Raw genomic sequence first — 24423 nt, 5'->3', positions numbered from 1 at the left:
GGGCACCCGCGCAAATCTACGTTTGGCAGCGTGATTGTACCACCCTGCCGCGGCGGCTAGATGAGCACGCCCTCATCCCTACACTGGTTGACTGTCGGATTAATTAAAAAAGATTAAGCCGACACTGCGAAGCCCCAATGCACCGATATTTGGCGCTTTCTCGCTTGCCCTCACGTACCTTAGTACGCTCGGCCGTGAGACGCGCCAACTATCGGCACCTTGGGGCTTCTCGCTGACCTTGCCAACAATGTGAGTTGGCAATGGCTCTATCGGAAAGCCCTGAGAGGGGCTTTTTGCGTTTCCGTCTGGTTTTTCTGGGCCATCGGCCTGAGCGAGGGAGCGGGGCGGCGGAAGAGCCGTTACTATGGAGGGGAGACGGAACCGTTGCGCGAACCGTTGCGCGCAGGACGTAAGGAACAAAATCGCCTATGCTGTATCGCGTCATTGACGAGACGGAGATGCCGGCGCTCGTCGCCGCCTTCATGGAGCGCTACGAGGTGGTGGCGCCGGTCAAGCGGGGGAACAAGTACGTGTTCTCGGCCGTTGATTCCTTCGACGACATCGCGCTGGACTATCCCACGACCATCGCCTCTCCCAAGAAGTACCTCCTGCCGGCCAAAGAGACCCTCTTCGAGTTCGATGCCGAGCGAAACGAGGTGACCGACTACGCCGATGAGGTGCGCCCCCGGGTGCTCTTCGGCGTGCACGCCTGCGACATCAACGGCCTCGCGAACTTGAGCAGCGTCTTCAACGACCCGCGCTATCCGGATCCCTACTACGCGGCCCACGAGGCGGCAACCCTCATCGTCGGCGTCGCCTGCATGCCGTCGGCGAACTGCTTCTGCAACCTCATGGACGCCGAGGAGGCGCGAGCCGCCTACGATCTGTTCCTGACGAACATCGGCGGCCGCTACCTCGTCTCCATCGGCAGCGTCGTGGCGGCGAACATCTTAGAGGCGGCCTGCGATGTCCGCGAAGCCACCGACGAGGACCGCATCGCGTTTCGCGCCGCCACCCGCGCCCGCCAGGAGGCCTTCAACCGGGACATCCCCGACATCCAGGAGATTCCCATGCTCATGGACGCCTTCCACGAGGACGCCTTCTGGGAAGAGCTGGGCGGCCGCTGCCTTTCCTGCAACGCCTGCGCGAATGTCTGCCCCACCTGCTACTGCTTCGATATCCGCGACACGCTGGATCCGGGCGCGGCCACGGGCCGCCGCGAGCGGGTGTGGGACGCCTGCACCTCGCCGCAGTTCGCCATGGTGGCCGGCGGCCACAACTTCAGGCCCACGCCGGCATCGCGCGTGCGGCACCGCATGTACCACAAGCTCAACGGCTTTCTGGCCAAGCACGACCGCAACCTCTGCGTGGGCTGCGGCCGCTGCGTTTCCGCCTGCAAAGTGGACATCAGCCCCATCGAGGTGCTGAAGTTCTTCGACCGAAAGGGGGCGTAAGGCGCCATGGCGAACGACAACATCGTGGCCGTGCATCCCTTCCACGACGCCGGACGCGAGGCCACCGGCGCCGAGCTCATGCACGCGAACCCCTACCGCCCGTGGCCGGCGCGCATCACCTCCATCACCGAGCTTACGCCCACCGAGAAGCTCTTCGAGTTCCGCTTCGTGGACGAGCGCATCCGCGAGGCCTTCCGCCAGGAGCCGGGCCAGTTCGTGGAGCTGTCCATCTTCGGCGTGGGGGAGGCGCCCATCTCCATCTCCTCGTCGCCCACAAAAAGCGGCTTCATCGAGCTGTGCGTCCGGCGCACGGGGCGCTTCACCGAGCGGCTGCACCAGATGCAGTGCGGCGAGATCGTCGGCATCCGCGGGCCCTTCGGCCGCGGCTTCCCCATCGATAAGATGCGCGGCCACGACGTGCTTTTGGTGGCCGGCGGCCTCGGCATCGCGCCTTTGCGCTCGCTCATCAACAACATCCACGACGAGCGCAGCGAGTTCGGGAAGGTCACCATCATCTACGGTTCCAAAAACCCTTCCGAGGTCATGTTCCGCAACCAGTTCGAGATGTGGAAGCACCGCCGCGACTTCGAGCTGCACCTGACCGTGGACAACGCCGATGAGGGGTGGGACGGGGAAGTAGGACTTGTCACCAAGCCCTTCGAGCATTTGGAGATCGATCCGTCGAACACCTTCGGGGCCCTGTGTGGGCCGCCGGTGATGTACCGGTTCGTCGTGCAGGAGATGCGCAAGAAGGATATCCCCTACGATCGCATCTACATGAGCTTCGAGCGCCACATGAAGTGCGGCGTGGGCAAGTGCGGGCACTGCCAGGTGGGCCATCAGTACTGCTGTATCGACGGGCCCGTATTCAACTATTGGGAAGCCAAGAACATTCAGGGGTCGATGTAAATGAGCGAGAACCTGTCACCGACCGCCGAGCGCCGTGCTCCCCGCGTGGTCGTAATCGGTTTGGCCAGCTGCTTCGGCTGCCAGATCAACATCACGAACATCGAGCGCCACCTTATGGACGTGCTCGGCCAGATCGATTTGGGATACTGGCAGCTGACAAGCTCGGTGCCGATGCCCGATGAGTTCGACGTTGCCGTCATTGAGGGCGCTGTCACCACCGAGGAGGCGGCCGAGATGGTACGCCGCGCCCGCGAGCGCGCGGGGAGCGTGATCGCCATCGGATCGTGCGCCGTCACCGGCGGCATCCCCGGCATGGCCTCGGGCGATCTGGCGGGTCATGTGGAAGCCGTCTACGGCGATGTGGCGCCCGATGCCTGCGGCGACCTGGTGGCGCCGCGGCCCGTGTCGGACGTGATCGACGTCGATTTCGAGGTGCGCTGCTGCCCCATCGACCCTATGGAGTTCGTGCGGGTGCTGGACGCCGCCCTCTACGGGAGCAACCGGCTGCCGGCCACCTCGGCTCTGTGCGGCGAGTGCTCCCGCAACGAGAAGGGGTGCTTCTACAAGCAGGGCATCATGTGCCTGGGGCTCGTGACCCGGGCCGGCTGCGGGGCGAAGTGCCCGGCGCTGGGCCGTCCCTGCAACGGCTGCGCGGGGCTCTCTCCCGATTCCAACGTGGAGGCGGCCCGCTACGTCGTGGGAAAGCGCGGCCTTGAGGTCGCGCGCTTCGACGACGCCCTGGAGATGTTCAACGCCGTGGCGATAAGCGCCGCGCAAGGGGAGGAGTAGCCTCATGGCCGCTACCGAGATTTCCGTCGACCACATCGCCCGCGTCGAGGGCCACGGCGACATCCGCCTCGTCATCGAGGACGGCCAGGTCACGACCTGCGAGATGGCCGTGGTGGAGCCGGCGCGCCTGTTTGAGTCCATGGTGCGCGGGCGCTCCTTCGAGGAGGTTCCCTACATCGCCTCCCGCGTCTGCGGCATCTGCTCGTCGAGCCACGTCGTCACCGACCTGCGCGCCATCGAGCAGGTCTTCGGCGTGGAAGTGACCGACCGCACCGAGGCTTTGCGCGAGCTTCTGCTCTACGGCTCCTACCTGCAGAACCACGGCACGCACCTGTTCGTGTTCGCCGCCCCGGACTTCTTGGGTCACAAGTCGGTGTTCCCGCTGGCCGAGGGCAACCCGGAGCTGTTCGAGCGCGCGCTGGGGCTGAAGGCGCTGGGCAACGAGCTGTGCACGCTGGTGGGCGGCCGGTCCATTCACCCCATCACGGCGGTCGTGGGCGGCTTCACCCACGAGATCTCCGCCGACGAGTACCTCCGTCTGGCCGAGGCCATGGACGACACGAGGGAATTCGCCCTGGCCAGTGTGGACTTGTTCCGCGACTTCGACACGGTGGACGTGCAGACCGAAGGCGACCTGCTCGCCATGGTCGCGCCGGGAACCTACCCGGTGTGCACCTCAGACACCCTGCGCTTCGTCCGCGCCGGCTACGACTTCAACGCCCAGGACGTGGAAGAGGAGATCGAGGAGTACCCGGTGGGGCATTCCGCCGCCTTCCTCGCTCGGGCCCGTCGCACGGGGCGCCCCTACATGACGGCGGCGCTCGCCCGCGTGAATGCCAGCTGGGACGCGCTTTCCAAGGACGCCCGCTACGCCGCCGCCAAGGCGGGACTGCGGCCCCCGGAGTACAACCCCTTCGCCAACAACATCGCCCAGGCGGTGGAGCTGGTGGACGTGCTCGACCGCTGCGCCGCGCTCTGCCGCCGCCTGGCCGCCGACGAGTTCGAGGGCTTAAGCGCGCCGGTTCCCTTCGAAGTGTGTGCCGGTCGCGGCGTGGGCTTCACCGAGGCCCCGCGCGGGGCGCTGTTCCATATCCTGGACATTGACGGCGACGGCCGCATCGAGCGCGCCTCCATCATGACGCCCACGGCCCAGAACATCGCGAACCTGGAAGCGGACATGCGCCAGCTCGCCGGCAAGATGGTCGCCGGCGGCTACGACGCCGACCTCATCACCCTGGAAGTGGAGAAGCTCGTCCGCGCCTACGACCCCTGCCTCTCCTGCAGCGTGCACTAAGTTTTGGCAATGTAGGGCTCGGAGCCGCCGGGGTGGCCCGCGCGCAGGTTGCGCAGCGAACGGAACAGTCCAGTGGACTGTTCCGCCGAGCGAGCCATTGCTTGAGCACGGGGCACCCCGGCGGCTCCGAGCCCGGACAATCCCTTACACCTATGGAGTTTCTAAGCCCCTAGGCCCCGTGTGATAAAATCTAAGGCTGACTGTAACCTATACGTATCCGAAGGGTTTGCCTGTATGTCATTCCTTGATTGGTTTTCGGGCCTGACCGGCCAGATGTCCGCGGACATGGCCATCGATCTGGGCACTGCCAATACCCTTGTTGCTATTACGGGGGAGGGCATCGTCATCAACGAGCCCTCCGTTGTCGCCATAGAAAAGTCCACTCAGCGCGTGCTGGCCGTCGGCCATGAGGCCAAGAACATGATCAACCACACGCCGGACGCGTTCTCCGCCGAGCACCCGCTCAAAGACGGCGTCATCGCCGACTACGATGTGACCGAGGCCATGATCTCGGCCTTCATCAACAAGGCGGCCGAGCGCAAGTACCCTTGGCAGCCCAAGCCCCGCATCGTCGTGTGCATCCCCTGCGGCGCCACTTCGGTTGAGAAACGCGCCGTGTTCGAGGCCACCATCCAGGCGGGCGCCCGCCAGGCCTACCTCATCGAGGAGCCCATGGCCGCCGCTATGGGCGCCGATCTGCCCGTGACCGAGCCGACCGGTTCCATGGTGGTCGATATCGGCGGCGGCACCACGGAGGTGGCCGTCATCTCGCTCGGCGGCATTGTGACGTCCAGCTCGCTTCGTTTGGCCGGCAACCGGCTCGACGAGGCCATCGCCATGCACCTGCGCGATTTGCTCGGCATCAAGATCGGCGAGCGTACGGCCGAGGTCATCAAGATTAAGATCGGCTCCATCCTTCCCTTCGAGGACGGCCGCGAGCGCGACATGATCATCTCCGGCCAGGACGTCTACACCGAGCAGCCCAAGGAGGTCACCATCCAGTCCGAGGACGTGCGCGCGGCGCTTCAGGCCCCCATCGAGGAGATGGTGCTGCACATCAAGGACACCTTCAAGAAGACCAACCCCGACCTGGCCAGCGACATCATCCAGAACGGCATCCTGCTCACGGGCGGCGGCGGCCTGCTCTCGGGCCTCGACCGCTACCTCACCGACAAGCTTGAGATTCCCGTGTGGGTGTCCGAGACGGCGCTGACCAACGTGGTGTCGGGCTGCCTGAAGGTGCTCGAGACGCCGACGGCCCTCAAGCAGACGCTCATGCGCTCGAAGTAGGTCTTTCGCTTCCTATGGCTCTCAACTTTCAGCAACACGAACCGGCCTCCGCGGGCCGGCTCTCGCTCATTATCGCGCTGGCGGTCTCGCTGGTGTGCGTCGGCCTGTACCAGGCCGAGGGCGCTACAGGCCCCCTGCATTCCCTGCAGTCCGCCGTGGAGGGCGCCATGGTGCCCCTGCAGCGGGCGAGCGCGCCTCTCACCGAGGCCGTGGACGACGCCGGGGCCGCGGCGGCCGAGGGTGGCGTTACCGAGGAGACCTACGCGACGTTGCGCCAGCAGAACGAGCAGCTCGTGCAGCAGCTGGCCGCCGCCGAGGAGCAGCGTCTCGAGAACGAGCGGCTGCGCGGCCTTCTGAACCTGCGCGACACCTACGAGATCACCGGCGTGTCCGGCCGCGTCATCGGGCGGACCACCGACGCGTGGAACCAGACGGTGACCCTGGACGTCGGATCGAGCTCCGGCGTGGAAACGGGGCTCACCGTGCTCGGTCCCACGGGCGTCGTGGGCCAGGTCATCTCCGTGGACGGCGGCTCGTGCCGGGTGCGCCTGCTCACCGATCCGCAGTCCGGGGCGGCCGCCATGGTGCAGTCGAGCCGGGCCGAGGGCATCGTGCGCGGCTCCATGGACGGCCTGCTCTATCTGGAGAACATCGGCGCGGACGTGAACGTGCAGGTGGGTGACGTGGTTCTCACGAGCGGCCTGGGCGGGAGCTACACCCGGGGCCTCATCATCGGCACCGTGGTGCGCGTCGAGGGCAGCGCCGGCAGCGACACCCGCAAGATCGTCGTGGCCCCCAACGACACCGTGAGCCTCATGGAGGAGGCGCTCGTGGTGTTCTCCGCGGCCGACGACGCCGCCGACCGCACCGTGACGGCGCCCACGAGCGCCGACGGCGGCGAGGGAGCGTCCAGTTCCGGCTCGGGCGATTCCGGCGACGGCAACGATACCGGCAGCGGTGACGACAGTGCCAGCGGCGACGGCTCCGGCGACGATGCGGGCCGCTCTGACGGCACCGAAGGAGGGGAGGCCGCATGATGGAACTTTCCCGCGAGACGGTGGCGGGCGTCATCGGCGCCGTCATCGCCGTGCTTCTGCAGATAACCGTGGCGCCGGCCATCACGCTGTTCGAGGCCGTGCCCAACTTCATCGTGGCCTTTTGCATCGTGCGCGCCGTGGCCACGCCGGCCGCGTCCGGGTCGGTCATGCCGCTGGTTTTGGGCCTTCTCTTCGACCTCATGGGCGGCGGTCCTGTGGGAGGGATGGCCTTTGTGCTCGTGCTGGTAACGTTTCTGGCCTCGCGGCTGTTCATGGCGCTCAACAACGATACCCTGTTCATGCCGGTGGCCATCATGCTGGCGTGCATCATGCTCGTCGAGGTGATGTACGGGCTCATCGTCGTGGTCTGCGGCGCCGACGTGCCCTTGGGGGAGGCCTTCCTCTACCGCACGCTGCCCTGCATGCTCTACGACTGCGTCATCGGCCTTTTGCTGTATCCGATCGCCGCGCGGTTGATGGTCGATCGCCCGCGCGTCCAACCCGGGACGCCGGTCCTTCGTTAGGAAGGGGGAGCCGTGCTCGTAGCTATCATCGTCGCCGTCCTGGCGGCGGTCATCGTCATTGTAGCCGTGGCAGCGGCGCTCGCGCTGCGCGCCCGCAGGGAGACGCCCTCGGTCGGCCGCGCCAAGGGAGTCTCGGAGCTTTCCACCGTGGGCGTGGGAAGCTCGCCCTTCGAGCGCCGCTCCAAGGCCCAGGCCGCCCGCGAGGGCGATGTGACCGTGTCCAGCTCCGAGCCCGGGGCCGCGTCGAAGAAGCCCTCTGACGAGCTGGGACGCCGCTTTGCGGGTCTGGCGGCGGCGGCCGTGGCTATCTTTGGCGCCCTGTCGGCGAAGCTGTGGTCCATGCAGATCGCGGGATCTGAGGCCTACGCCCAGGCGGCGGAGGAGAACCTGTACACCACGGTGAAGACGCCCGCCCCCCGCGGCTGCATCTACGACACCAACGGCGAGGCTTTGGTGGTGAACCGCCCGAGCCAGACCGTCGTGGCCGACCCTGAGGTGGCCGACAACCGCGATGTCGTGCGCCGGCTCTCCACGGTGCTGGGGCTTCCCGCCAACGTGGTGCTCCAGCGCATCAACGATGCCGCCGCCGGCGCTCAGAGCCTGCGCGTGGTGGGGGAGGACGTGCGCCTGCGCGACGTGGCCTTCATCGCCGAGCATGCCGACGCTTTCCCCGGCATCACCGTGGAGGAGCGCTCCCAGCGCGAGTATCCCTACGGGGCGCTGGCGGCCCATGTGCTCGGCTACACCGGCTCGCCCTCGGCTGCCCGGCTTGAGGAGAAGATCGAGGGCCGCGACATCCTCGCCATCGACGTGGTGGGCAACGCTGGGGTGGAGGCCACCTACGACGCGTACTTGTCCGGCGAGCACGGCGAGAGCCAGGTCATGGTGGACGCCAACGGCCGGCGCATCTCGGTCATGAGCGACATCAAGGACACCAAGGGCAACGACCTCTACCTCACCATCGACGCCAGGGCTCAGTACGTGGCCGACGCGGCCCTGGCCAAGCTCATCGCGCCATCGGGCGGCGTCATCGGCACGGGCAAGGGCTCCAAGGGCGCCGTTGTGGCACTTGATGTGACCGACGGGTCGGTGCTCGTTATGTCAAGCTTCCCCACCTTCGACCCGACGAATTTCACCGGTGCCTTCTCCCAGGAACTCATGGATAGGTACAACTCCGAGGAGGCCTACGCGCCGCTGAACAACAACGTGGTGTCCGGCCAGTTCATGGCCGCCTCCACCTTCAAGGCCTTCACCTCCTTAGCTGGCCTGGAGTACGGCTTCGCCACGGAGAGCAGCTCGTGGAACTGCACGGGCAAGTGGGACGGCTTCGGCACTGGGGACGTGCAGCGCTGCTGGAAGCACGACGGCCATGGGACGCTCGATCTGCACGGGGGCATCGTGAACTCCTGTGACACGGTCTTCTACGAGATCGGCAAGGCTTTCTACGACCATGGGCCCGCCGGCACCGGCGAGATATCGGAGACGGCGCTCCAGGACTACCTGGGGCAGTTCGGCTTCGGCGAGAAGACCGACATCGATTTGGGCGGCGAGGCTGTGGGCGTCATTCCCACCCCGGCCTGGAAGGCCGAGCGCTGGCAGAACGTGCCCTCCGAAGCCACCTTCCGCGGCGGCGACTACACCAACATGATCATCGGCCAGGGCGATGTGCTCGTGACGCCCTTGCAGGTGGCCTGCGCCTACGCCGGCGTGGCCACGGGCCGCATCATGCGGCCGCACCTTCTGAAGGAGGTGCGCAACAGCGAGGGCGAGACGGTCGTCACCTACGAGCCGGTCGTCGAGCGTACGCCCGAGGTGACCGAGGCCCATCTGGCCTACGTGCGCGACGCGCTGCACGGCATGGTGCAGGAGTCCCACTCCGTGGCGCCCTTGTTCGAGGAGCTGGGAATCGATGCGGCCGGCAAGTCCGGCACCGGCGAGAAGCAGGATCAGAACGACACGGCATGGTTCGTGGCCTACGCCCCCTACAACGATCCGAAGTACGTCGTGGCCTGCGTGGTGGAGCAGGGCGGCGGCGGATCGGACACCGCGGCGCCGGTGGTGGCCGAGGTCATGGGCGCGCTCATGGACTGCGCCGCCGGCACGTCCTCGGTGAAGCCGGAGCGCATCTCCGGCTCGCCCGGCGAGTCCGTCGCCATCGCCAACGACTCCGGCGGCCGTGAGGACTAGCATGGCCCAGCAGCTTCCCCAAATCCACTCGGTTCACTCCAGCCAGCGCCGACCGGCCCACGGCTCGGCGCGCCCGGCTGCGCCCTCGCTGCTTGCGCGCGTGCCCTGGGGCTTCCTCGCCGTCATCGCGGTGCTCGTCGCCTACGGTCTCGTGGTCTGCTGGTCGGCGGTGCAGGGGGACGCCGACTACAACTTCAGCCGCCAGCTGCAGGGCGTGGCCGTGGGCCTGGTCGCCATGGTGGCCCTGTGGGCCTTCGACTACCGGCGCCTTTCGAACCTCACCACGGCGCTGCTCGTCATCAACGTGGTGCTCATCCTTCTGCCCCACATCCCGGGCCTCGGCACCGACGCGGGCATGGGGGCCAAGTCCTGGATCAAGATCGGCATGCAGGTGCAGCCCGGCGAGTTCGCGAAGGTCACGGTGGTGCTCTTCGCCGCGAGTCTTCTGGCCCGCTACCAGGGCACGCTGGACGATTGGCGAGAGTACTGCAAGGTGCTCGGGATGCTGCTCGTTCCGTTCGCGGCCATCATGACCCAGCCGGACTTGGGCACGGGTCTGGTGTACCTGGCCATCTCGGCGGTGGTGCTCGTCATGGGAGGCGCCAAGGGGCGCTACCTGCTCATCACGCTTATCGCCGGCATCGCGGCCATCGCGGCCGTGTTCGCCGTCGACGAGCTGCTGAAGTACCAGCAGTCCGACGGCACGTGGGAGTACCGCCTCTTGAAGAACTACCAGCGCAGCCGCCTACTCGTGTTCCTGAACCCCGAGGGGGACCTCTCCGGCGACGGTTACAACCTCGCCCAGGCCAAGATTGCCATCGGCAGCGGTGGCCTGTTCGGCAAGGGCATCGGCAACGCCACGCAGTCGACCCACGGCTTTCTGCCCGAGGCCCCCACGGACTTCATCTTCTGCGTTCTGGCCGAGGAGTTCGGGTTCGTGGGCGTCATGGCGCTCATCGGCCTGTACGCCCTGCTCATCGTGGCGTGCCTCTCCATCGCCCGCCGCGCCGACAACCTCTTCGGCATGCTCATCGTCATGGGGGTCATCGGCATGTGGCTCTTCCAGATTTTGGAGAACATCGGCATGGACTGCGGCCTTATGCCTATCACGGGCATTCCGCTGCCCTTCGTCAGCTACGGCTCCTCGTTCATGGTCGTGAACTTCGCGCTCATCGGGCTCATCGGCTCGGTGTACTCCCATACGTCCACCCAGTCCGGCTTTGCCCGGACTCCCTCTCACGGAAGGAAGGCCTCATGAATCTTCCCCTGGATATCCCCGCCCTCCTGAAGGCGGCCACCGATATCGACGAGGCGCGCAACACGCCTCTGGCGGTGTCGGTCTACATCGACGAGACGGCCCCCGGTGATGTGGTGGGTCACGTGCGCAGCGCCTTTGCGAGCGCGGGGGCCAAGACCCGGGTGACCATCGGCTATTTGGACGACAACCTGCTCGCCGAGCCCTACGGGGCCGACGACATGGCGGTCATCGTCGCCGGGGATTCGCCGCGCATCGGCGAGCAGGCGGCGCACATCCGCGGCGCCGGCATTCCGGTCATGGTGGCCACCACAGCGCCCCGTGCCGTGGCCGCAGCTGCCGAGGCGGCCGGCTGGCCCGTGCCCGAGGGGGACATCGTCGCGCCGAACATGACCAACCCCACGCCCTTCGGGGACGCGGCCCGGGCGCTGGCGCGCCGCATCACTGCTGGCAGCACCGCCAACGAGGCGCCGAATGCCGCGGCGGCCGAGGCGGCGAGCGCGGCCGAGGCGGCCATCGAGGACATCGAGCACGCCCTGCCTGTGGAGACCGAGCCCGCCGATGCCGAGCCCATTCCGCTGGACGCCGAGGGCGCGGCCACGCTGGACCGCCGCATGGGGGAGTGGATCATCGCCGCCTGCAAGGACAAGCGCCTCGCCTTCGCGCTGGCCTTCCCCTTCGTGCGCCGCCCGCTGTCCCTGGACGCGGTGCGGGCCACCTCGGTGCAGAACGCCGGCGTGGGCGTGGTGGTGTTCATCCCCGGGGCCGACATGCCCATCATGACGCTCAACCAGGCGAAGATGCTGCTGCAGATCGCCGCCGCCTACGGCCAGCCGCTGTCGGCCGAGCGCATCAAGGAGCTGGCGGCGGTCGTCGGCGGGGCGTTTCTGTTCCGCAACATCGCGCGCACGGCCGTCGGCGTGGTGCCGGTGCTCGGCTGGGCCATCAAGGGGGCCGTCGGGTTCGCGGGCACCGAGGCCATGGGGCACGCGGCCATCGAGTACTTCGAGGCCGGCGGCGACATCGTCGGCGTGGCATCGGTGGTGCAGAAGGCCCGCGACGAGGCGGTGGAGGCCGCGTCGAAGGCAGCGGCCACGCCTGCCGGCGGCAAGGTGATCGAGGCCGCCCGCGGGGCCGGGGCCTCGGCCTTCCGCGCTCTGCGCGGCAAGGGGAAGGGCGCTGGCAAGGGAGGTGCCCGTGGCTAGGCGCGATCTGTGGCCCGAGGTCGAGCCGCTGCTCTCGCGCGTGGAGCGACCGGCCCGCTACCTGAACCACGAGTGGGGCTGCGCCGCGCCTGTGGCTGAGGACGACTTCGCCTTCTGCATGATTTACCCTGATACCTACGAGCTGGGCCAGGCCAACCAGGCCGTGCGCATCCTCGTGAACGCTGTGAATGCCGTGGACGGCATGGGGGCCGAGCGGGCCTTTTTGCCCGCAGTGGATATGGCCGACCTCATGCGCGAGAAGGGAGTGCCGCTGTTCTCCCTGGAGAGCTGCCGCCCTGTGGTCGACTTCGACGTGGTGGGCATCACGCTGCCCCACGAGCTGGCTGCCACCAACGTGCTGGAGACGCTCGATCTCGCCGGCATCCCGCTGCGCACCGCTGACCGCGCCGAGGGCGATCCCATCGTGCTGGCCGGCGGCCCGTGTGCCTACAACCCGGAGCCCTACGCACCGTTCTTCGACGTCATCTTGGTGGGCGAGGGCGAGGAGCAGCTGCCCGAGACGCTGGAGCTCATCCGCGAGCTGCGCGCGTCCGGCACGCCCCGGGCCGAAATCCTGCGCGAGGTGGCGCGGCGCGTGGGGGGCGCCTACGTGCCGAGCCTGTACCGCTGGCGCAGCGAGGACGAGGCCCAGGCTGCCGGCAGCTGGGCGGAGCCCCTGTTCGACGACGTGCCGCGTGTGGTGCACAAGCGCGTTTTCGAGGGTTTCGCCGACAGCCCGGCGCTCGAGCCTATGATTGTGCCCTATACGGAAGTGGTGCACGACCGGCTGAACGTCGAGATTCTGCGCGGCTGTGCTCGCGGCTGCCGCTTTTGCCAAGCGGGCATGATGTACCGTCCGGTGCGCGAGCGCTCGGCCGACAACATCGTGGACGCCGTGGCGCGGGGCCTCGCCGAAACCGGCTACGACGAGGTGAGCCTGACCTCGCTCTCTTCAACGGATCACTCCCAGATCGCCGAGATATTAACGCGGGTGAACGCCGACTGCGCCGGGGCCGGCGTGCGCGTGAGCGTGCCCTCCCAGCGCCTGGACGCCTTCGGGGTGGAGATGGCCGAGCTCGTGGCCGGCCAGAAGAAAGGCGGCCTCACCTTCGCGCCCGAGGCGGGCACCCAGCGGCTGCGCGATGTCATCAACAAGAACGTCACCGAGGACGACTTGTTCTCGGCCATCGACGCCGCCTTCGCCGCCGGCTGGCGCCGCTGCAAGCTGTACTTCATGGTGGGACTGCCCACCGAGACCGATGACGACATCAAGGGCATCGCGAGTCTGGCCCAGCGCGCCTACGACCGCGCCAAGGCCGCCGTGCCGGCCGACCAGCGCGGCAGCGTGCGCATGAGCGTGTCCTGCGCGGTGTTCGTGCCCAAGGCCCAGACTCCCTTCCAGTGGGACGGCCAGATCTCCCCGGAGGAGACGCTGCGGCGTGTGGGCCTGCTCAAGCGCTCGGTGAAGTACAAGGCGGTGGACGTGCACTACCACGACCCCGCGACGTCGTTCGTCGAGGCGGTCATGAGCCGAGGCGGCCGCGAGGTGGCCGATTGGGTTGAAGCGGCGTGGCGCCGCGGCGCCCGCTTCGACGCTTGGACGGAGCTCTTCAACGAAGAGGCGTGGACGGGCGCCGCCGAGGAGCTGGGGCTTGATCCCGCCGCGATCGCCCAGGCCGAGTTCCCGACCGACTACGTGCTGCCCTGGGCGCACATCACCGCCGCGGTCTCGCCGAAGTTCCTCGCGCGGGAGAGGGAGCGCGCCGCTGCCGGCATCACGACGCCGGACTGCACCTTCGAGAACTGCTCCGCCTGCGGCGCCTGCCCCACGCTAGGCGTCGACATCGAGCTGCAGCAGGAGCGCGAAGGCAAGGAAGCGGCCCCGGCGGCCAATCCGTACCGCAAGGTCGTGCATCCCAGAGAGGCCGAGCCCCCATGCCATCCCGATCAAGCGCGGCAAGCTGAAGGATCTACCGAAGAGGAGGCGATCCGATAATGGCCGATCCCCGTTTGTTCCGCCTGCGCGTCACCTTCCATGAGACTGGACGTTTGGCCATGCTGTCGCATCTGGAGCTGGCCCGCGCCCTCGAGCGCGCCGTGCGCCGGGCGCAGCTGCCCTTCGCGGTGAGCCAGGGCTTTTCGCCGCACATGCGCATCGCCTTCGGGGCGGCTCTGCCCGTGGGGGTGGGAGGCACCGCCGAGATATTCGATCTGTTCCTCACCGACTACGTGCCGGCGCCCCGTGCCCTTACGGCGTTGCAGGAGGCGAGCCCCGCCGATTTGTACCCCACGGAGGCACGCTACATCGAGGCGCGGGATGCCGCCGCCAGTGTGGCGCTGCCGGTGAGCACCTACGAAGTCGTGCTCTCCGAGGCCCCGCGTGCCGTCGTGGTTCCCGAGGCAATCATCGTCGTGCGCAAGAAGAAGGAGAAGACGCTCGTGCCGTCCGACTTTCTTGTAGGGCCGGTGTCTCTGGACGGAGCCACGGTGCGCTTTTCTCTGGAGGCCAAGCCCACGGGATCCTTGCGCGCCGACGCCTTCGCCCGCGAGCTCGTCCGCGAGACCGTCGCCGCAGGCCACGCTTCGGAGGATCTGCGGCCGATCACCTTCCTGCGCGTCGACCAGCGCGCAGCCGACGGGCAGTAGCGGCCGATTTCGGGTATGATGTAGAAGTCAGGAGATGAAAGGAAGACCCATGGACGATTGCCTGTTCTGCAAGATCGTGTCCGGCGAGATCCCGTCGGCCAAGGTGTACGAGGACGATGTGTGCTACGCCTTCGATGACATCGAGCCCGAGGCGCCGGTGCACACCCTCATCGTGCCGAAGACCCACTACGACAACTTGGCCGCCGGCGTGCCGGCCGAGGTCATCGGGCATATGATGAGCGTCGTGCCCGAGGTGGCGCGTTTGAAGGGTGTCGGCGAGTCCGGCTATCGCACTGTGGTGAACACGGGCCCCGACTCGGCGGCCACGGTGAATCACCTGCACATTCACGTGCTCGGCGGCACCAAGATGGGCCGCTTCACCTTCGAGGGCTCCTATCGCGAGGCACAGTAGCCGTTGCGGGAAGCCGTTGCAGCAACCGCCCGTCCGACAGTTCGAAAATTCTCGAAAAAGGGGCTTGTGCGGAAGAGCGATTCTGTTAAACTATACGGGCTGCTGAAACACGGGGTGTTAGCTCAGTTGGTTAGAGCGCCGGCCTGTCACGTCGGAGGTCGCGAGTTCGAGTCTCGTACATCCCGCCATTTTTCAGCACGACACCATTCGGGGTGTTAGCTCAGTTGGTTAGAGCGCCGGCCTGTCACGTCGGAGGTCGCGAGTTCGAGTCTCGTACATCCCGCCATTTAGCTAGTTCAGGAGCCTACGGGCTCCTTTTTTTGATGCCGTACTGGGGATCCGGAAATACGAAAGCGCCCGACTTGAGTGAAATGCTCACCGCTCGGACGCTTTATCAAAATATATTGTAGCACGGCTACTTGATTTTGATAACCTCTCCGAACCGATTTATATATAACAGTCTTCTAACGTGATGGAGGTTGTGAGCCCATTTCACGACTTCGTCATGAATTTGCTTGTCGGATAGTTTTCTCATGCGCCTGGAATCGAAAATGATATCACGGGATTGATGAACGGCTTCTCGCAGGCGCTTCTCTATGACTTTCAACTTGTCAGATGTTGGAGACTTGACTTCCCAAAAGACGCCTCCAGCCAAGAAGTCTGGCGTCTTAACTCCGTTGCCTTTGATGCGCGCCCTGAACTCCACATTCATGCCGAAATCAGCAATGGCGCGTGCGGTGGCCATCTCATGTGGCTGTATGTTGAGATGTGATGGTGCTGTTATGTTCCCTTGGTTTTTCGACATGACGGATATTATACGCGCGCAGCGCGCGTTTGTTGCGGACTTCCGTGTTAGATTTTGCGTTATTTGAAAGTCTCGTACATCCCGCCATTTCAGCGCAACACCATTCGGGGTGTTAGCTCAGTTGGCTAGAGCGCCGGCCTGTCACGTCGGAGGTCTCGAGTTCGAGTCTCGTACATCCTGCCATTCGAAGTATGAGGTCAGGAGCTTTCGCTCCCGACCTCATACGTTTTTCAGGCTCTCGAATCACGCTTTGGGTTCAATTTCGGGGGCTATGTTTCAAAAAGTGTGTCCGCTTGGATTCTTGCTAAACTCACTTTAGACCTTTGTTTCTACTCGGACGATTATGTGGTCTATGCCGCTTGCTTGCCAAACCCCTGATCTGAATTCGCTGCGTGATCTGAGATTGTTGTAAACATCTGATGATTCCGAGAATTTATAAGCATTCCAGGGTTTTCTTGTGATGCGACCATCGGAGTAGTGGATTTCGATGGTCGCTTTTCTGTGTCTCAGTAGCAACTTCTCAAGCTCGTATTGTTCGGCGGGGACGAGCGTAATGGGCAGTGGATTATTCTCTCTTCCGTCGGACATGCGGGCTGTTCTTCTGGTTTGTGATTTAGCTTGAGCTTTCATTCCAAGCTCGCGACGGAGTTTGCTCCTAATCTCGTTTGCTGAAGTCTGCGCCTGTCGCATTGCGTCAATGACGCGGTCGTAGTTGAACCAGTATTCTTCCCAGGCTTTATCTCCAACCAGTTCAATAAAGTCGATCTTGGCTGGAGGAAAAACTTTTTCGTAGGTCTCTAATAGCGAGATCCTGCGATCGAGATCGGTGATTCCCCTTGATTTTGGCGAGAGCTTGGAATCACTAAGCATCCATTCCTTCCAGTTGCGGTTGCCTTTGGACTGATTGCACTTGCTACAGGCTGGTACTAGATTGTGTATTTCGCTAATGTAGCCTGTTGGCTCTTTGTTAATTATCAACGGATTTAGATGATCCCATTCAGTATGGCCGTCGCCGCAATACGCGCAGCAGACGTTCTCTCTGTTCATATTGAGGACTGATAGCGCCTCATCTAACTCTCGATCGCTTGGTTCTATGCATGGAATGATTCCGTTCACGAAAGAATTGGTAATGCTCGAACTGCGCCCCATTATCGTTACAGGAACTGGCATTTTGAATACTGACATGATCAACCTTTCTATCGTAGACTTGCGGCCTAGACTGACCCTTATTTCTTCTTCTTGCGCTTGCCTTCAGGCGCTTTGCCGCGCGTAGGCTTTCCGTGCTCTTTGATGTAATCAAGCCGATTGTCCACGGAAGATCGCGTTATCAGCAGTTTTCCGGCGAACTTGTATCCGTCGATTGACCTTTCCTCGATCATCTTGATGATACGGGGAATGCTGACCCCGAGGAGCTTCGCGGCCTCTTTGGCTGTAATGAGCCCATCGAGGTCAGTCTTGTTCTTTAAAAGAGGGCTGTGTACGTCAGGCATGTTGTGATAATAGTCAAAGAGTTCTTGCTTGAGATCGAAATCGTCATCCCAGAACTCAGCTTCGAAATGCAATAGGACGTGTTCGAGGATGAATTTCTCGGGATCTTCTTTATATAGCGACCATGAATCATCATCGAAGTCAAAAGGATAAACGCAAAGTCCGAGCGGGTTGATGAGCCCGAACTCGTAATCTTTGAGGTACAGCGCGAACAATCCGCACTCGCCCAGAGGATCCGAGACATCCTGGATCAGAAGTCGAAGACCGCTATAGTCTTTGAGATAGTCGACCTCGTTGCCCCTGTGAATGCCATCCTCCATGTACTCGCCTTCTGCAAGGTAGAGGCGAGCGTACTCGGTGAATTCCACTTCGTAGAAATCGAGCTTATGGAAGGTGCGACGATCGAGAAGCGTTCCTTCTTCCACTTGGTCGAGAAAACGGATCTTTTCTATGGACTTTGGATCCGCTTCAATAGCTGCTTTCATGGTATTGGAATCTGCGCGATCTTCTTCGAAGTCCTCCCAGAAGAGTGGTTTGCTGATTAGGTCTTGCATAGTTACATCTTCGAGCTTCATGTCTCCTCCAAAAAGCCATTAGCTGCTAACAATATAATGAGTATATCAGGAAGCTTCGGCCTATGCAAGTTATAACATTAATTGTTAATGGAATCATGAGAACAACTGGGAGGCATATTAAAGAGCAAAGGTAAATGAGCTTAATCGTTGTCGTGCCTTGGCATCAAACAAGGAAAGCGCCCGACTTGAGTGAGATGCTCACCGCTCGGACGCTTTGACAAGACGCATGGCAGCACAGTTACTTGTTTTTTGACGGCTTCGGCAGTGCGTGCGGAGACGCGCTGCGCCCCTCGGGGCGGGGTTTCGGCGTTTCGGGGAGGAGCGCTCGAAGAGGGTGCGGGGCGATGTTAGAATTTGCCGTGGAAAACGATGACCCCGAAAGTAAGGGGAATCTATGATCTGCGATAACGTTCTGGAAGCTGTGGGAGGCACGCCGCTCGTGCGCCTGCGACGCATGACCGGACCCGACGATGCCCAGGTGCTCGTGAAGTTCGAGGCGGTGAACGTGGGCGGCTCGGTGAAGACGCGCACGGCGCTGAAGATGGTCGAGCGCGCCGAGGAGCGGGGCGAGCTGACGCCTGATTCCGTTATTGTGGAGCCCACGAGCGGCAACCAGGGCGTGGGGCTCGCCCTTGTGGCGGCCGTGAAGGGCTACGCGGCCCGCATCATCATGCCGGACTCCTGCTCGGTAGAACGCCGGCGCATCATGGAGCATTACGGGGCCGAGGTGATCTGCGTCCACGACGAGGGCGACATCGGCGCGTGCATTGAGGAGTGCATCGCGCTTGCCCAGAAGATGGCCGCGGAAGATCCGCGCGTGTTCGTGCCCCAGCAGTTCGTGAACCGCGACAACCTGGCGGCCCACGTGGACGGCACGGCCGCGGAGATCCTCGCCGATGTGCGCGCGGCCGGCATCGCCATCGACGGCTTCTGCTCCGGGTTTGGCACGGGTGGCACCATCACCGGCGTCGGCGCTGAGCTGCGCGCGGTCTTCCCCGCCATGCAGATCTGGGCGGCCGAGCCCGAGCACGCAGCGCTGCTGTCCGGCGGCGCCATCGGCACCCATGTGCAGATGGGCATCGGCGATGGCATCCTGCCCGCCATCATGGATACCTCACTCATCGACGAGATCGTCGTGGTGACCGATGAGGAAGCTCTGGCATGCGCGCGGCGCCTCGCCCGGGAAGAGGGGCTGTTCTGCGGCATCTCCTCGGGCACCAACGTGGCGGCAGCTCTGCGGTTGGCCCGCAAGCTCGGCCCGGACAAGACCGTGGTAACGCTGGCCCCCGACACCGGCGAGCGCTACTTCTCCACGGTGCTGTTCGAGGGGGAGTGAGGCAGCGCGAAGTGGTTGCGGCGGCATCGGATGAGCCCCGCCTTCTGCATGCGGGACAGCTCCGCCGATAGCGCGCTGCGATCCACCCCCAGGTAGTCGGCGAGCTGCTGGCGGTTGAAGGGGATGTCGAACTCGCGGGTGCCGGTGCGCTCGGCCTCATTGGAGAGGTAGGCGAGCACCTTGCCGCGGATGGACTTGGGCGCTACGTGAAAGATGCGGCGCGAGAGGGCGAGGCTCTGCCGAGCGATGGCGGCGATCATGTTGCGGGCCACGAGGGCGTGGTGGTCGCAGCGGCACGAGCAGGGGCCGACCACCTTCGCGAGATTCAGGAAGAGGACGGTGCAGTCCTGGTCGGCGACGACGTCCACGAGCAGCGGCTCGCCGGCGGCGGCGTAGGCCTCTCCGAACATGGCACCGGGCCCGCGCATGCCCACGACGCTCACGTTGCCCCAGGGGTCGACGTGCTCAATGCGGACGCGCCCCGTGAGTACGATGCCGGCAGTGGACACCGAATCCCCCATATGATGGATGCGCTCGCCCTGGGCATAGCGGCGCTCATGGGCATCGAGGCAATCGAGCATCGCGCCGACCTCCTGCGATGCCACGCCTGAAAACAGCGGCGTTCCAGCCAGGAAGGCGTTTCGTTCCATGGGTCAACCTTTTCATTGAAGGAAGCTTCGTTTGTTGTGATTACAACATACAATGCCCTGCCGTGCCAGTACCTTCACAACAGCGGCGCAACGGTGCCGTCTATCTACTGGAACACGGCCGCAAGGGCCGCGACCCGAAAGGGAGTGTCTATGGCGACAGAGCAAATGTTTTGCTTCCAATGCGAGCAGGTGGCAAAGTGCGAGGCCTGCACCGGCAGCGCCGGCGTGTGCGGCAAGCCGGCCGATGTGGCCGATGCCCAGGACGCGCTGACCGGGGCGATGATCGCTTTGGCCCGCACGGCCCGGGAGGCCGGCGTCAAGAACGACCGTATCTGCGATCTCATCGTGGACGGCCTGTTCACCTGCATGACCAACGTGAACTTCGACGGGCAGGCCGTGACCGCGCTTAAGGACGCGGTGCGCGCCGAGACGGCCGCCGTGGCCGCCGCGGCCGGCAACGAGCCGGTCTCCGACTACGACGTCGACCAGATCTGGGGCGACGACGAGGACATCCGCTCACTCAAGTCCCTCGTGCTGTTCGGCCTGCGCGGTACGGCGGCCTACGCCTACCACGCCCGGGTGCTGGGCTACCGCGACGCGACTGTCGACGAGTTCTTCGCCGACGCCCTGGCGCAGCTGGCCGAGCCGGGCTCGGTGGACGCGCTTCTGCCCCTGGCGCTGAAGGTGGGCGAGGTGAACCTCGGCTGCATGAGGCTGCTCGATGAGGCCAACACGGGCACTTACGGCACGCCGGAGCCCACCACCGTCGCCATGGAGGTGCAGCCGGGCCCGTTCATCGTCATCTCCGGCCACGACTTGCACGACCTGAAGCTTCTGCTGGAGCAGACCGAGGGCACAGGCGTGAGCGTCTACACCCACGGCGAGATGCTGCCGGCCCACGCCTATCCGGAGCTGAAGAAGTACCCGCAGCTCAAGGGCAACTTCGGCACCGCATGGCAGAACCAGAAGAAGGAGTTCGACGGCGTGCCCGCGGCCTTCCTGTTCACTACCAACTGCCTCATGCCTCCCAAGGAGAGCTACGCCGACAACGTGTTCACCACGGAAGTCGTCGCCTTCCCCGGCTGCACGCATATCGGCCCCGACAAGGACTTCGGCCCGGTTATCCAGAAGGCGCTGGAGCTGGGCGGCTACGACGAGCCCCACACGATTCCCGGCATCAACGGCGGCACGACGATGACCACGGGCTTCGCCCAGGGCACGGTGCTCTCCGTGGCCGACACGGTGGTGGACGCGGTGAAGAGCGGCGCCATCAAGCACTTCTTCCTCGTCGCCGGCTGCGACGGCGCGCGCCCGGGCCGCAACTACTACACCGAGTTCGTGAAGGCCACCCCCGACGACACGGTGGTGCTCACCCTGGCCTGCGGCAAGTACCGCTTCAACGACCTCGATCTGGGCGAGATCGGCGGCCTGCCGCGCCTCATGGACATGGGCCAGTGCAACGATGCCTACAGCGCCATCCAGGTGGCCGTAGCCCTGGCCGAGGCCTTCGACTGCGGCGTGAACGACCTGCCGCTGTCCATGGTGCTGTCCTGGTACGAGCAGAAGGCCGTCTGCATCCTGCTCACGCTGCTGTACCTGGGCATTCGGAATATCAAGCTCGGCCCCACGCTGCCGGCCTTCGTGAGCCCCGGCGTTCTCGACGTCCTCGTCGAGAACTACGGCATCGCCCCCATCACCACCCCGGAGGCCGACCTCGCGGAGCTTCTGGGCGAGTAGCGCCGAGCACAGAACGAGGAGCCCCGAGAGATCGCGCGAGCGCGACGCGATGCGAGGCAAACGGAAGGCGGCGACCGACGGAGGTCGTCGCCTTTTTCGTTGCCTTCCATGGCTCACGAAGGGTCGGCCGCCATTTTGTGGCGCCGCTCGGTACTTACCGAGAGAGGAGGATGTGGGGTTCCGGCGATGCTAGATCGCGAGCAACTCCAGGATGAGCTGGCAGCGGGTGCCGATGGGGATGGTATCGGCATCGAGGAAGGCTCGAAAGTCTCGCCAATCGCGTTAAAGGTTCGCCAGCATTTCCAGGATCAGTTGGCAGCGGGTGCCGATGGGGACGGTGTTGAGGTCGAGGAACGTGCCGATCTGGGTGCGCTCCAATATGAACGTCTCGATGAGCTCCGAGGGCTCGGGGCTCGCATTGCCCGCTGGCTCCACCTGGGCGAGGACCACCTGCACGCTTTCCTCGGCAAGGCCTGTGGAGGAGAAGCCCGGCTGGGGGAGCACGAGTAGCGCCCGGTCAATGTCGGTGCGCAGGCAAAAGCCCGTCTCTTCGGCCAATTCGCGTCCTACGGCTTCCTCAAGGCGCTCTCCCGGTTCGATCAGGCCCGCAGGAAATGAGATGCACCAGGAGTTCAGCGGATAGCGGAACTCGCGAATGAGGAGAACTTTGTCTCGCAGGATGGGCACGATGCACACGGCGTCGGGCTCGGGTTTTCCGCCGTCACCCAAGCGTTTGAGTGCCCGGGCGTAGCGCTTCGGGTCTTTGCGCGAGACGCTCTCGTAGGTATGGGGGCGACCATCGGGCATGGTGTAGGAAAGCCGGTACTTGTTGATCCAGCCTGTGGAGATGGTCTCGATGGAGTCGAGGCGGGGCGCAGGTGTGTCAGGTGCCACCAGAAGGCTCTGGTCGAGTGCGGAGGTCGGAGGCATGGTATCGTCGCGAGCGAAAGTGCTTGCGGCCCGGCTCTCCTCTCGAGTGGCGGCGACCTCGGCTTCGATATCGGGCAGGCTCGCCAATGCGCCCGCTGCGTACTGCTCGCTGGTGACGATCTGGATGCCCACGGCGGCCATGTCCTCGAGATTGGCGGCCTGCGCTTCGGGCGAGCGCGACGAGGTGGCATCTTCCACCACTACCACGTTGTAGCCGAGTTCCAAGGCGTCGTAAGCGGTGGAGCGTATGCAATTCGGCGTGGTGGTGCCGGCCAGAACCACCGTGGTCACGCCGATGTCTTGCAGCCATGCGTCTAGATCGGTGCGGAAGAAGGCAGAAAAGCTCGGCTTGATGAGGATGGCCTCGCCGGCCGCCGCCAATTCCGGAGGTGCCTCCAGGCTGTCGTGGTTTGCGATGGAAAGGGGGCGCCCTCCTTCCGCCCAGGCGCGGTAGCGCACGGCTTCCACGTCGGAGCCGTCAGGCTGGTAGACGCGCCTCACGTGGTAGATGGCGCCCGCCTGCCCGGAACGGGCCGCTTCCAGGGCGCGAGCGCAGGCGGGAACGGTGGCCGCCGCGCCGGCGACGCACAAAGGAGAGGTCGGATCGATGAAGCCCATTTGCATATCGATGAGCAGGAAGGCGGCGCGGGCTGGTTCTATCATGGGAGGCTCCTCTTTCTATGTGATGAAGTCCGGATTCCGCAAGGTTGAGCGCAGGGGAGGGACGGGGCGCCCCGCCCCGTCCCTCCGGTCGACGATTGGTTGCAAGCCAAATTCCAATGGTATACTGCCACCATTATAGGCATTACGCAACTCAGAAAGGGAGTTTCCTATGATCGGACTTGCTATCATCATCGTTCTTTTGGTGCTGCTTCTGCCCCAGGCGCTGTTTATTGTTCCGCAGCAGAACGTCTACATCATCGAGCGGCTGGGCAAGTTCAACCGCACCGTGGGCGCGGGCCTGAACATTAAGATCCCGTTCTTCGAGACCATTGCCGCCAAGGTGGACATGCGCACGCGCCAGGAGCAGTTCGGCATCGACGCGAAGACCCGCGACAACGTGACGGTGACCATGGCCATCGCCGCCCAGTACCGCGTGAGCGCCCAGCCGGCGGCGAACGGTCAGCCCTCGGGCGTGTGGCGCAGCTACTACATGCTGGCCAACCCCACGGCTCAGATGCGCTCCTACCTCATCGACGCCCTGCGCTCCAGCGTGCCGCAGTACACGCTTGACGAGGTCTTCGACAAAAAGGACGCCATCGCGTCGGACGTGAACCAGACCGTTTCCGGCCTCATGGTGGCCTACGGCTACGACGTGGTGAGCACGCTCATCACCTCCATCGATTTGCCCGCCGACGTGGAGCAGTCCATGAACCGCATCAACTCCGCACAGCGCGAGAAGGAGGCCGCCCAGTCGCTGGCCGAGGCAGAGCGCATCAAAGTGGTCACCGAGGCACGGGCTCGCGCCGAGGCCATGGAGCAGGCGGGCCGGGGCATTGCCGCCCAGCGCAAGGCCATCGCCGACGGCATCTCGGAGTCGCTTGCGGTCATCAAGAGCTCCGGCGTGTCGGCGGCCGAGGCCAACCAGCTGTTCATCTTCACCCAGTGGACCGACATGATGAGCGAGTTCGCCCGCAACGGCCGCCAGTCCACCGTGGTGCTGCCGAGCGACTTCACGGCGACGGCCTCCATGTTCGAGCAGATGCTCGTGGCCCAGGAGACGGAAGGCGCCGACGAGTTCGTCATCGTGGAGGAAGAGGAGAAGTAGCTCCTTTGTCGCGCCGCTTCGAGCTTCCGTGTGCCGTTCGTGGACTTTCCCAGAAAGGCGCGATAATTTCCCTTGCGCCGAGGGTATAGGGGCGATATACTGTCAAATCGCGTCCAAACGAGAAACGATGCA

At 64.5% G+C, this 24423-nt stretch carries 21 protein-coding genes and 3 tRNA genes; 19 read left to right on the top strand and 5 right to left on the bottom strand.

The features are described 5' to 3' along the window. Nucleotides 1-428 precede the first annotated feature (428 nt). The 15 genes from ACW4QM_RS10365 to ACW4QM_RS10295 all read left to right on the top strand — a co-directional run bounded on the left by ACW4QM_RS10365 (nt 429) and on the right by ACW4QM_RS10295 (nt 15288). Entirely contained in the window at nt 429-1454 is a 1026-nt protein-coding gene (locus ACW4QM_RS10365) for a 4Fe-4S dicluster domain-containing protein (protein WP_114539747.1), read from the top strand. Nucleotides 1455-1460: 6 nt separating this feature from the next. Further along, a complete protein-coding gene (locus tag ACW4QM_RS10360; protein ID WP_114539748.1) occupies nt 1461-2363 on the top strand; it encodes an FAD/NAD(P)-binding protein in 903 nt (300 codons plus the stop codon). Continuing rightward, complete coding sequence (locus ACW4QM_RS10355) at nt 2364-3152, top strand: NADH-quinone oxidoreductase subunit B family protein (protein ID WP_114539749.1); 789 nt, start codon at nt 2364-2366, stop codon at nt 3150-3152. Nucleotides 3153-3156: 4 nt separating this feature from the next. Continuing rightward, complete coding sequence (locus ACW4QM_RS10350) at nt 3157-4446, top strand: Ni/Fe hydrogenase subunit alpha (protein WP_114539750.1); 1290 nt, start codon at nt 3157-3159, stop codon at nt 4444-4446. A gap of 234 nt (nt 4447-4680) precedes the next feature. Next, the gene (mreB, locus tag ACW4QM_RS10345) at nt 4681-5736 is read left to right on the top strand and encodes a rod shape-determining protein (protein WP_022739738.1); all 1056 of its coding nucleotides are present in this window, start codon (nt 4681-4683) and stop codon (nt 5734-5736) included. A gap of 14 nt (nt 5737-5750) precedes the next feature. Then, entirely contained in the window at nt 5751-6773 is a 1023-nt protein-coding gene (gene mreC / locus ACW4QM_RS10340) for a rod shape-determining protein MreC (protein WP_114539751.1), read from the top strand. Then, entirely contained in the window at nt 6770-7297 is a 528-nt protein-coding gene (mreD, locus tag ACW4QM_RS10335; protein ID WP_227070208.1) for a rod shape-determining protein MreD, read from the top strand. The genes mreC and mreD overlap by 4 nt, the downstream gene beginning before the upstream one ends. A gap of 12 nt (nt 7298-7309) precedes the next feature. Beyond that, the gene (mrdA, locus tag ACW4QM_RS10330) at nt 7310-9484 is read left to right on the top strand and encodes a penicillin-binding protein 2 (protein ID WP_114539752.1); all 2175 of its coding nucleotides are present in this window, start codon (nt 7310-7312) and stop codon (nt 9482-9484) included. A gap of 1 nt (nt 9485) precedes the next feature. Beyond that, on the top strand, nt 9486-10742 hold the full coding sequence (gene rodA, locus ACW4QM_RS10325) for a rod shape-determining protein RodA (protein ID WP_455798428.1): 1257 nt from the start codon (nt 9486-9488) through the stop codon (nt 10740-10742). After that, nucleotides 10739-11944 carry a YcjF family protein gene (locus tag ACW4QM_RS10320; protein WP_114549641.1) on the top strand — a complete coding sequence of 402 codons (1206 nt, stop codon included), beginning with the start codon at nt 10739-10741 and terminating at the stop codon, nt 11942-11944. Before rodA ends, ACW4QM_RS10320 begins: the two co-directional genes overlap by 4 nt. Then, nucleotides 11937-13940 carry a TIGR03960 family B12-binding radical SAM protein gene (locus ACW4QM_RS10315; protein WP_114549640.1) on the top strand — a complete coding sequence of 668 codons (2004 nt, stop codon included), beginning with the start codon at nt 11937-11939 and terminating at the stop codon, nt 13938-13940. Before ACW4QM_RS10320 ends, ACW4QM_RS10315 begins: the two co-directional genes overlap by 8 nt. Then, on the top strand, nt 13940-14590 hold the full coding sequence (locus ACW4QM_RS10310) for a TIGR03936 family radical SAM-associated protein (RefSeq protein WP_114549639.1): 651 nt from the start codon (nt 13940-13942) through the stop codon (nt 14588-14590). The genes ACW4QM_RS10315 and ACW4QM_RS10310 overlap by 1 nt, the downstream gene beginning before the upstream one ends. Before the next feature lie 49 nt (nt 14591-14639). Further along, nucleotides 14640-15002 carry a histidine triad nucleotide-binding protein gene (locus ACW4QM_RS10305; RefSeq protein ID WP_114539757.1) on the top strand — a complete coding sequence of 121 codons (363 nt, stop codon included), beginning with the start codon at nt 14640-14642 and terminating at the stop codon, nt 15000-15002. Between the two features lie 111 nt (nt 15003-15113). Beyond that, a tRNA-Asp gene (locus ACW4QM_RS10300) sits at nt 15114-15190 on the top strand. A 21-nt stretch (nt 15191-15211) separates the two neighbouring features. Beyond that, nucleotides 15212-15288: transfer RNA gene (locus ACW4QM_RS10295), tRNA-Asp, on the top strand. 129 nt (nt 15289-15417) lie between these two features. Here the strand turns inward: ACW4QM_RS10295 and ACW4QM_RS10290 are convergent. Further along, nucleotides 15418-15747 (bottom strand): CdiA C-terminal domain-containing protein, encoded by a 330-nt coding sequence (locus tag ACW4QM_RS10290; RefSeq protein ID WP_455798427.1) that lies wholly within the window; start codon nt 15745-15747, stop codon nt 15418-15420. A gap of 166 nt (nt 15748-15913) precedes the next feature. On the opposite strand from ACW4QM_RS10290, the gene ACW4QM_RS10285 reads away from it, so the two are divergent. Next, a tRNA-Asp gene (locus tag ACW4QM_RS10285) sits at nt 15914-15990 on the top strand. A 132-nt stretch (nt 15991-16122) separates the two neighbouring features. Here the strand turns inward: ACW4QM_RS10285 and ACW4QM_RS10280 are convergent. Then, nucleotides 16123-16992, bottom strand: a complete 870-nt coding sequence (locus ACW4QM_RS10280) for an HNH endonuclease (protein ID WP_455798426.1) — start codon at nt 16990-16992, stop codon at nt 16123-16125. 41 nt (nt 16993-17033) lie between these two features. After that, entirely contained in the window at nt 17034-17870 is an 837-nt protein-coding gene (locus ACW4QM_RS10275) for a helix-turn-helix domain-containing protein (RefSeq protein ID WP_455798425.1), read from the bottom strand. A 394-nt stretch (nt 17871-18264) separates the two neighbouring features. On the opposite strand from ACW4QM_RS10275, the gene ACW4QM_RS10270 reads away from it, so the two are divergent. Beyond that, on the top strand, nt 18265-19206 hold the full coding sequence (locus ACW4QM_RS10270; protein WP_455798424.1) for a PLP-dependent cysteine synthase family protein: 942 nt from the start codon (nt 18265-18267) through the stop codon (nt 19204-19206). On the opposite strand, the gene ACW4QM_RS10265 is transcribed toward ACW4QM_RS10270, so the two are convergent. Then, nucleotides 19173-19856 carry a Crp/Fnr family transcriptional regulator gene (locus ACW4QM_RS10265; RefSeq protein ID WP_022739748.1) on the bottom strand — a complete coding sequence of 228 codons (684 nt, stop codon included), beginning with the start codon at nt 19854-19856 and terminating at the stop codon, nt 19173-19175. The genes ACW4QM_RS10270 and ACW4QM_RS10265 overlap by 34 nt on opposite strands. Nucleotides 19857-20006: 150 nt before the next feature. Between ACW4QM_RS10265 and hcp the strand changes: the two genes are divergently transcribed. Beyond that, on the top strand, nt 20007-21593 hold the full coding sequence (gene hcp / locus ACW4QM_RS10260) for a hydroxylamine reductase (protein ID WP_455798423.1): 1587 nt from the start codon (nt 20007-20009) through the stop codon (nt 21591-21593). A 282-nt stretch (nt 21594-21875) separates the two neighbouring features. On the opposite strand, the gene ACW4QM_RS10255 is transcribed toward hcp, so the two are convergent. After that, nucleotides 21876-23186 carry an isochorismatase family protein gene (locus tag ACW4QM_RS10255; RefSeq protein WP_455798422.1) on the bottom strand — a complete coding sequence of 437 codons (1311 nt, stop codon included), beginning with the start codon at nt 23184-23186 and terminating at the stop codon, nt 21876-21878. Between the two features lie 169 nt (nt 23187-23355). Here ACW4QM_RS10255 and ACW4QM_RS10250 point away from each other — a divergent pair, with 169 nt between their 5' ends. Beyond that, entirely contained in the window at nt 23356-24291 is a 936-nt protein-coding gene (locus tag ACW4QM_RS10250; RefSeq protein WP_022739751.1) for an SPFH domain-containing protein, read from the top strand. The last annotated feature ends 132 nt before the right edge of the window (nt 24292-24423 follow it).

It is taken from the genome of Adlercreutzia sp. CNCM I-6207, from assembly GCF_977072305.1.
The sequence above is the reverse complement of the archived record's forward strand: the minus strand, read 5'-3'. Positions and strand labels throughout refer to the sequence as shown.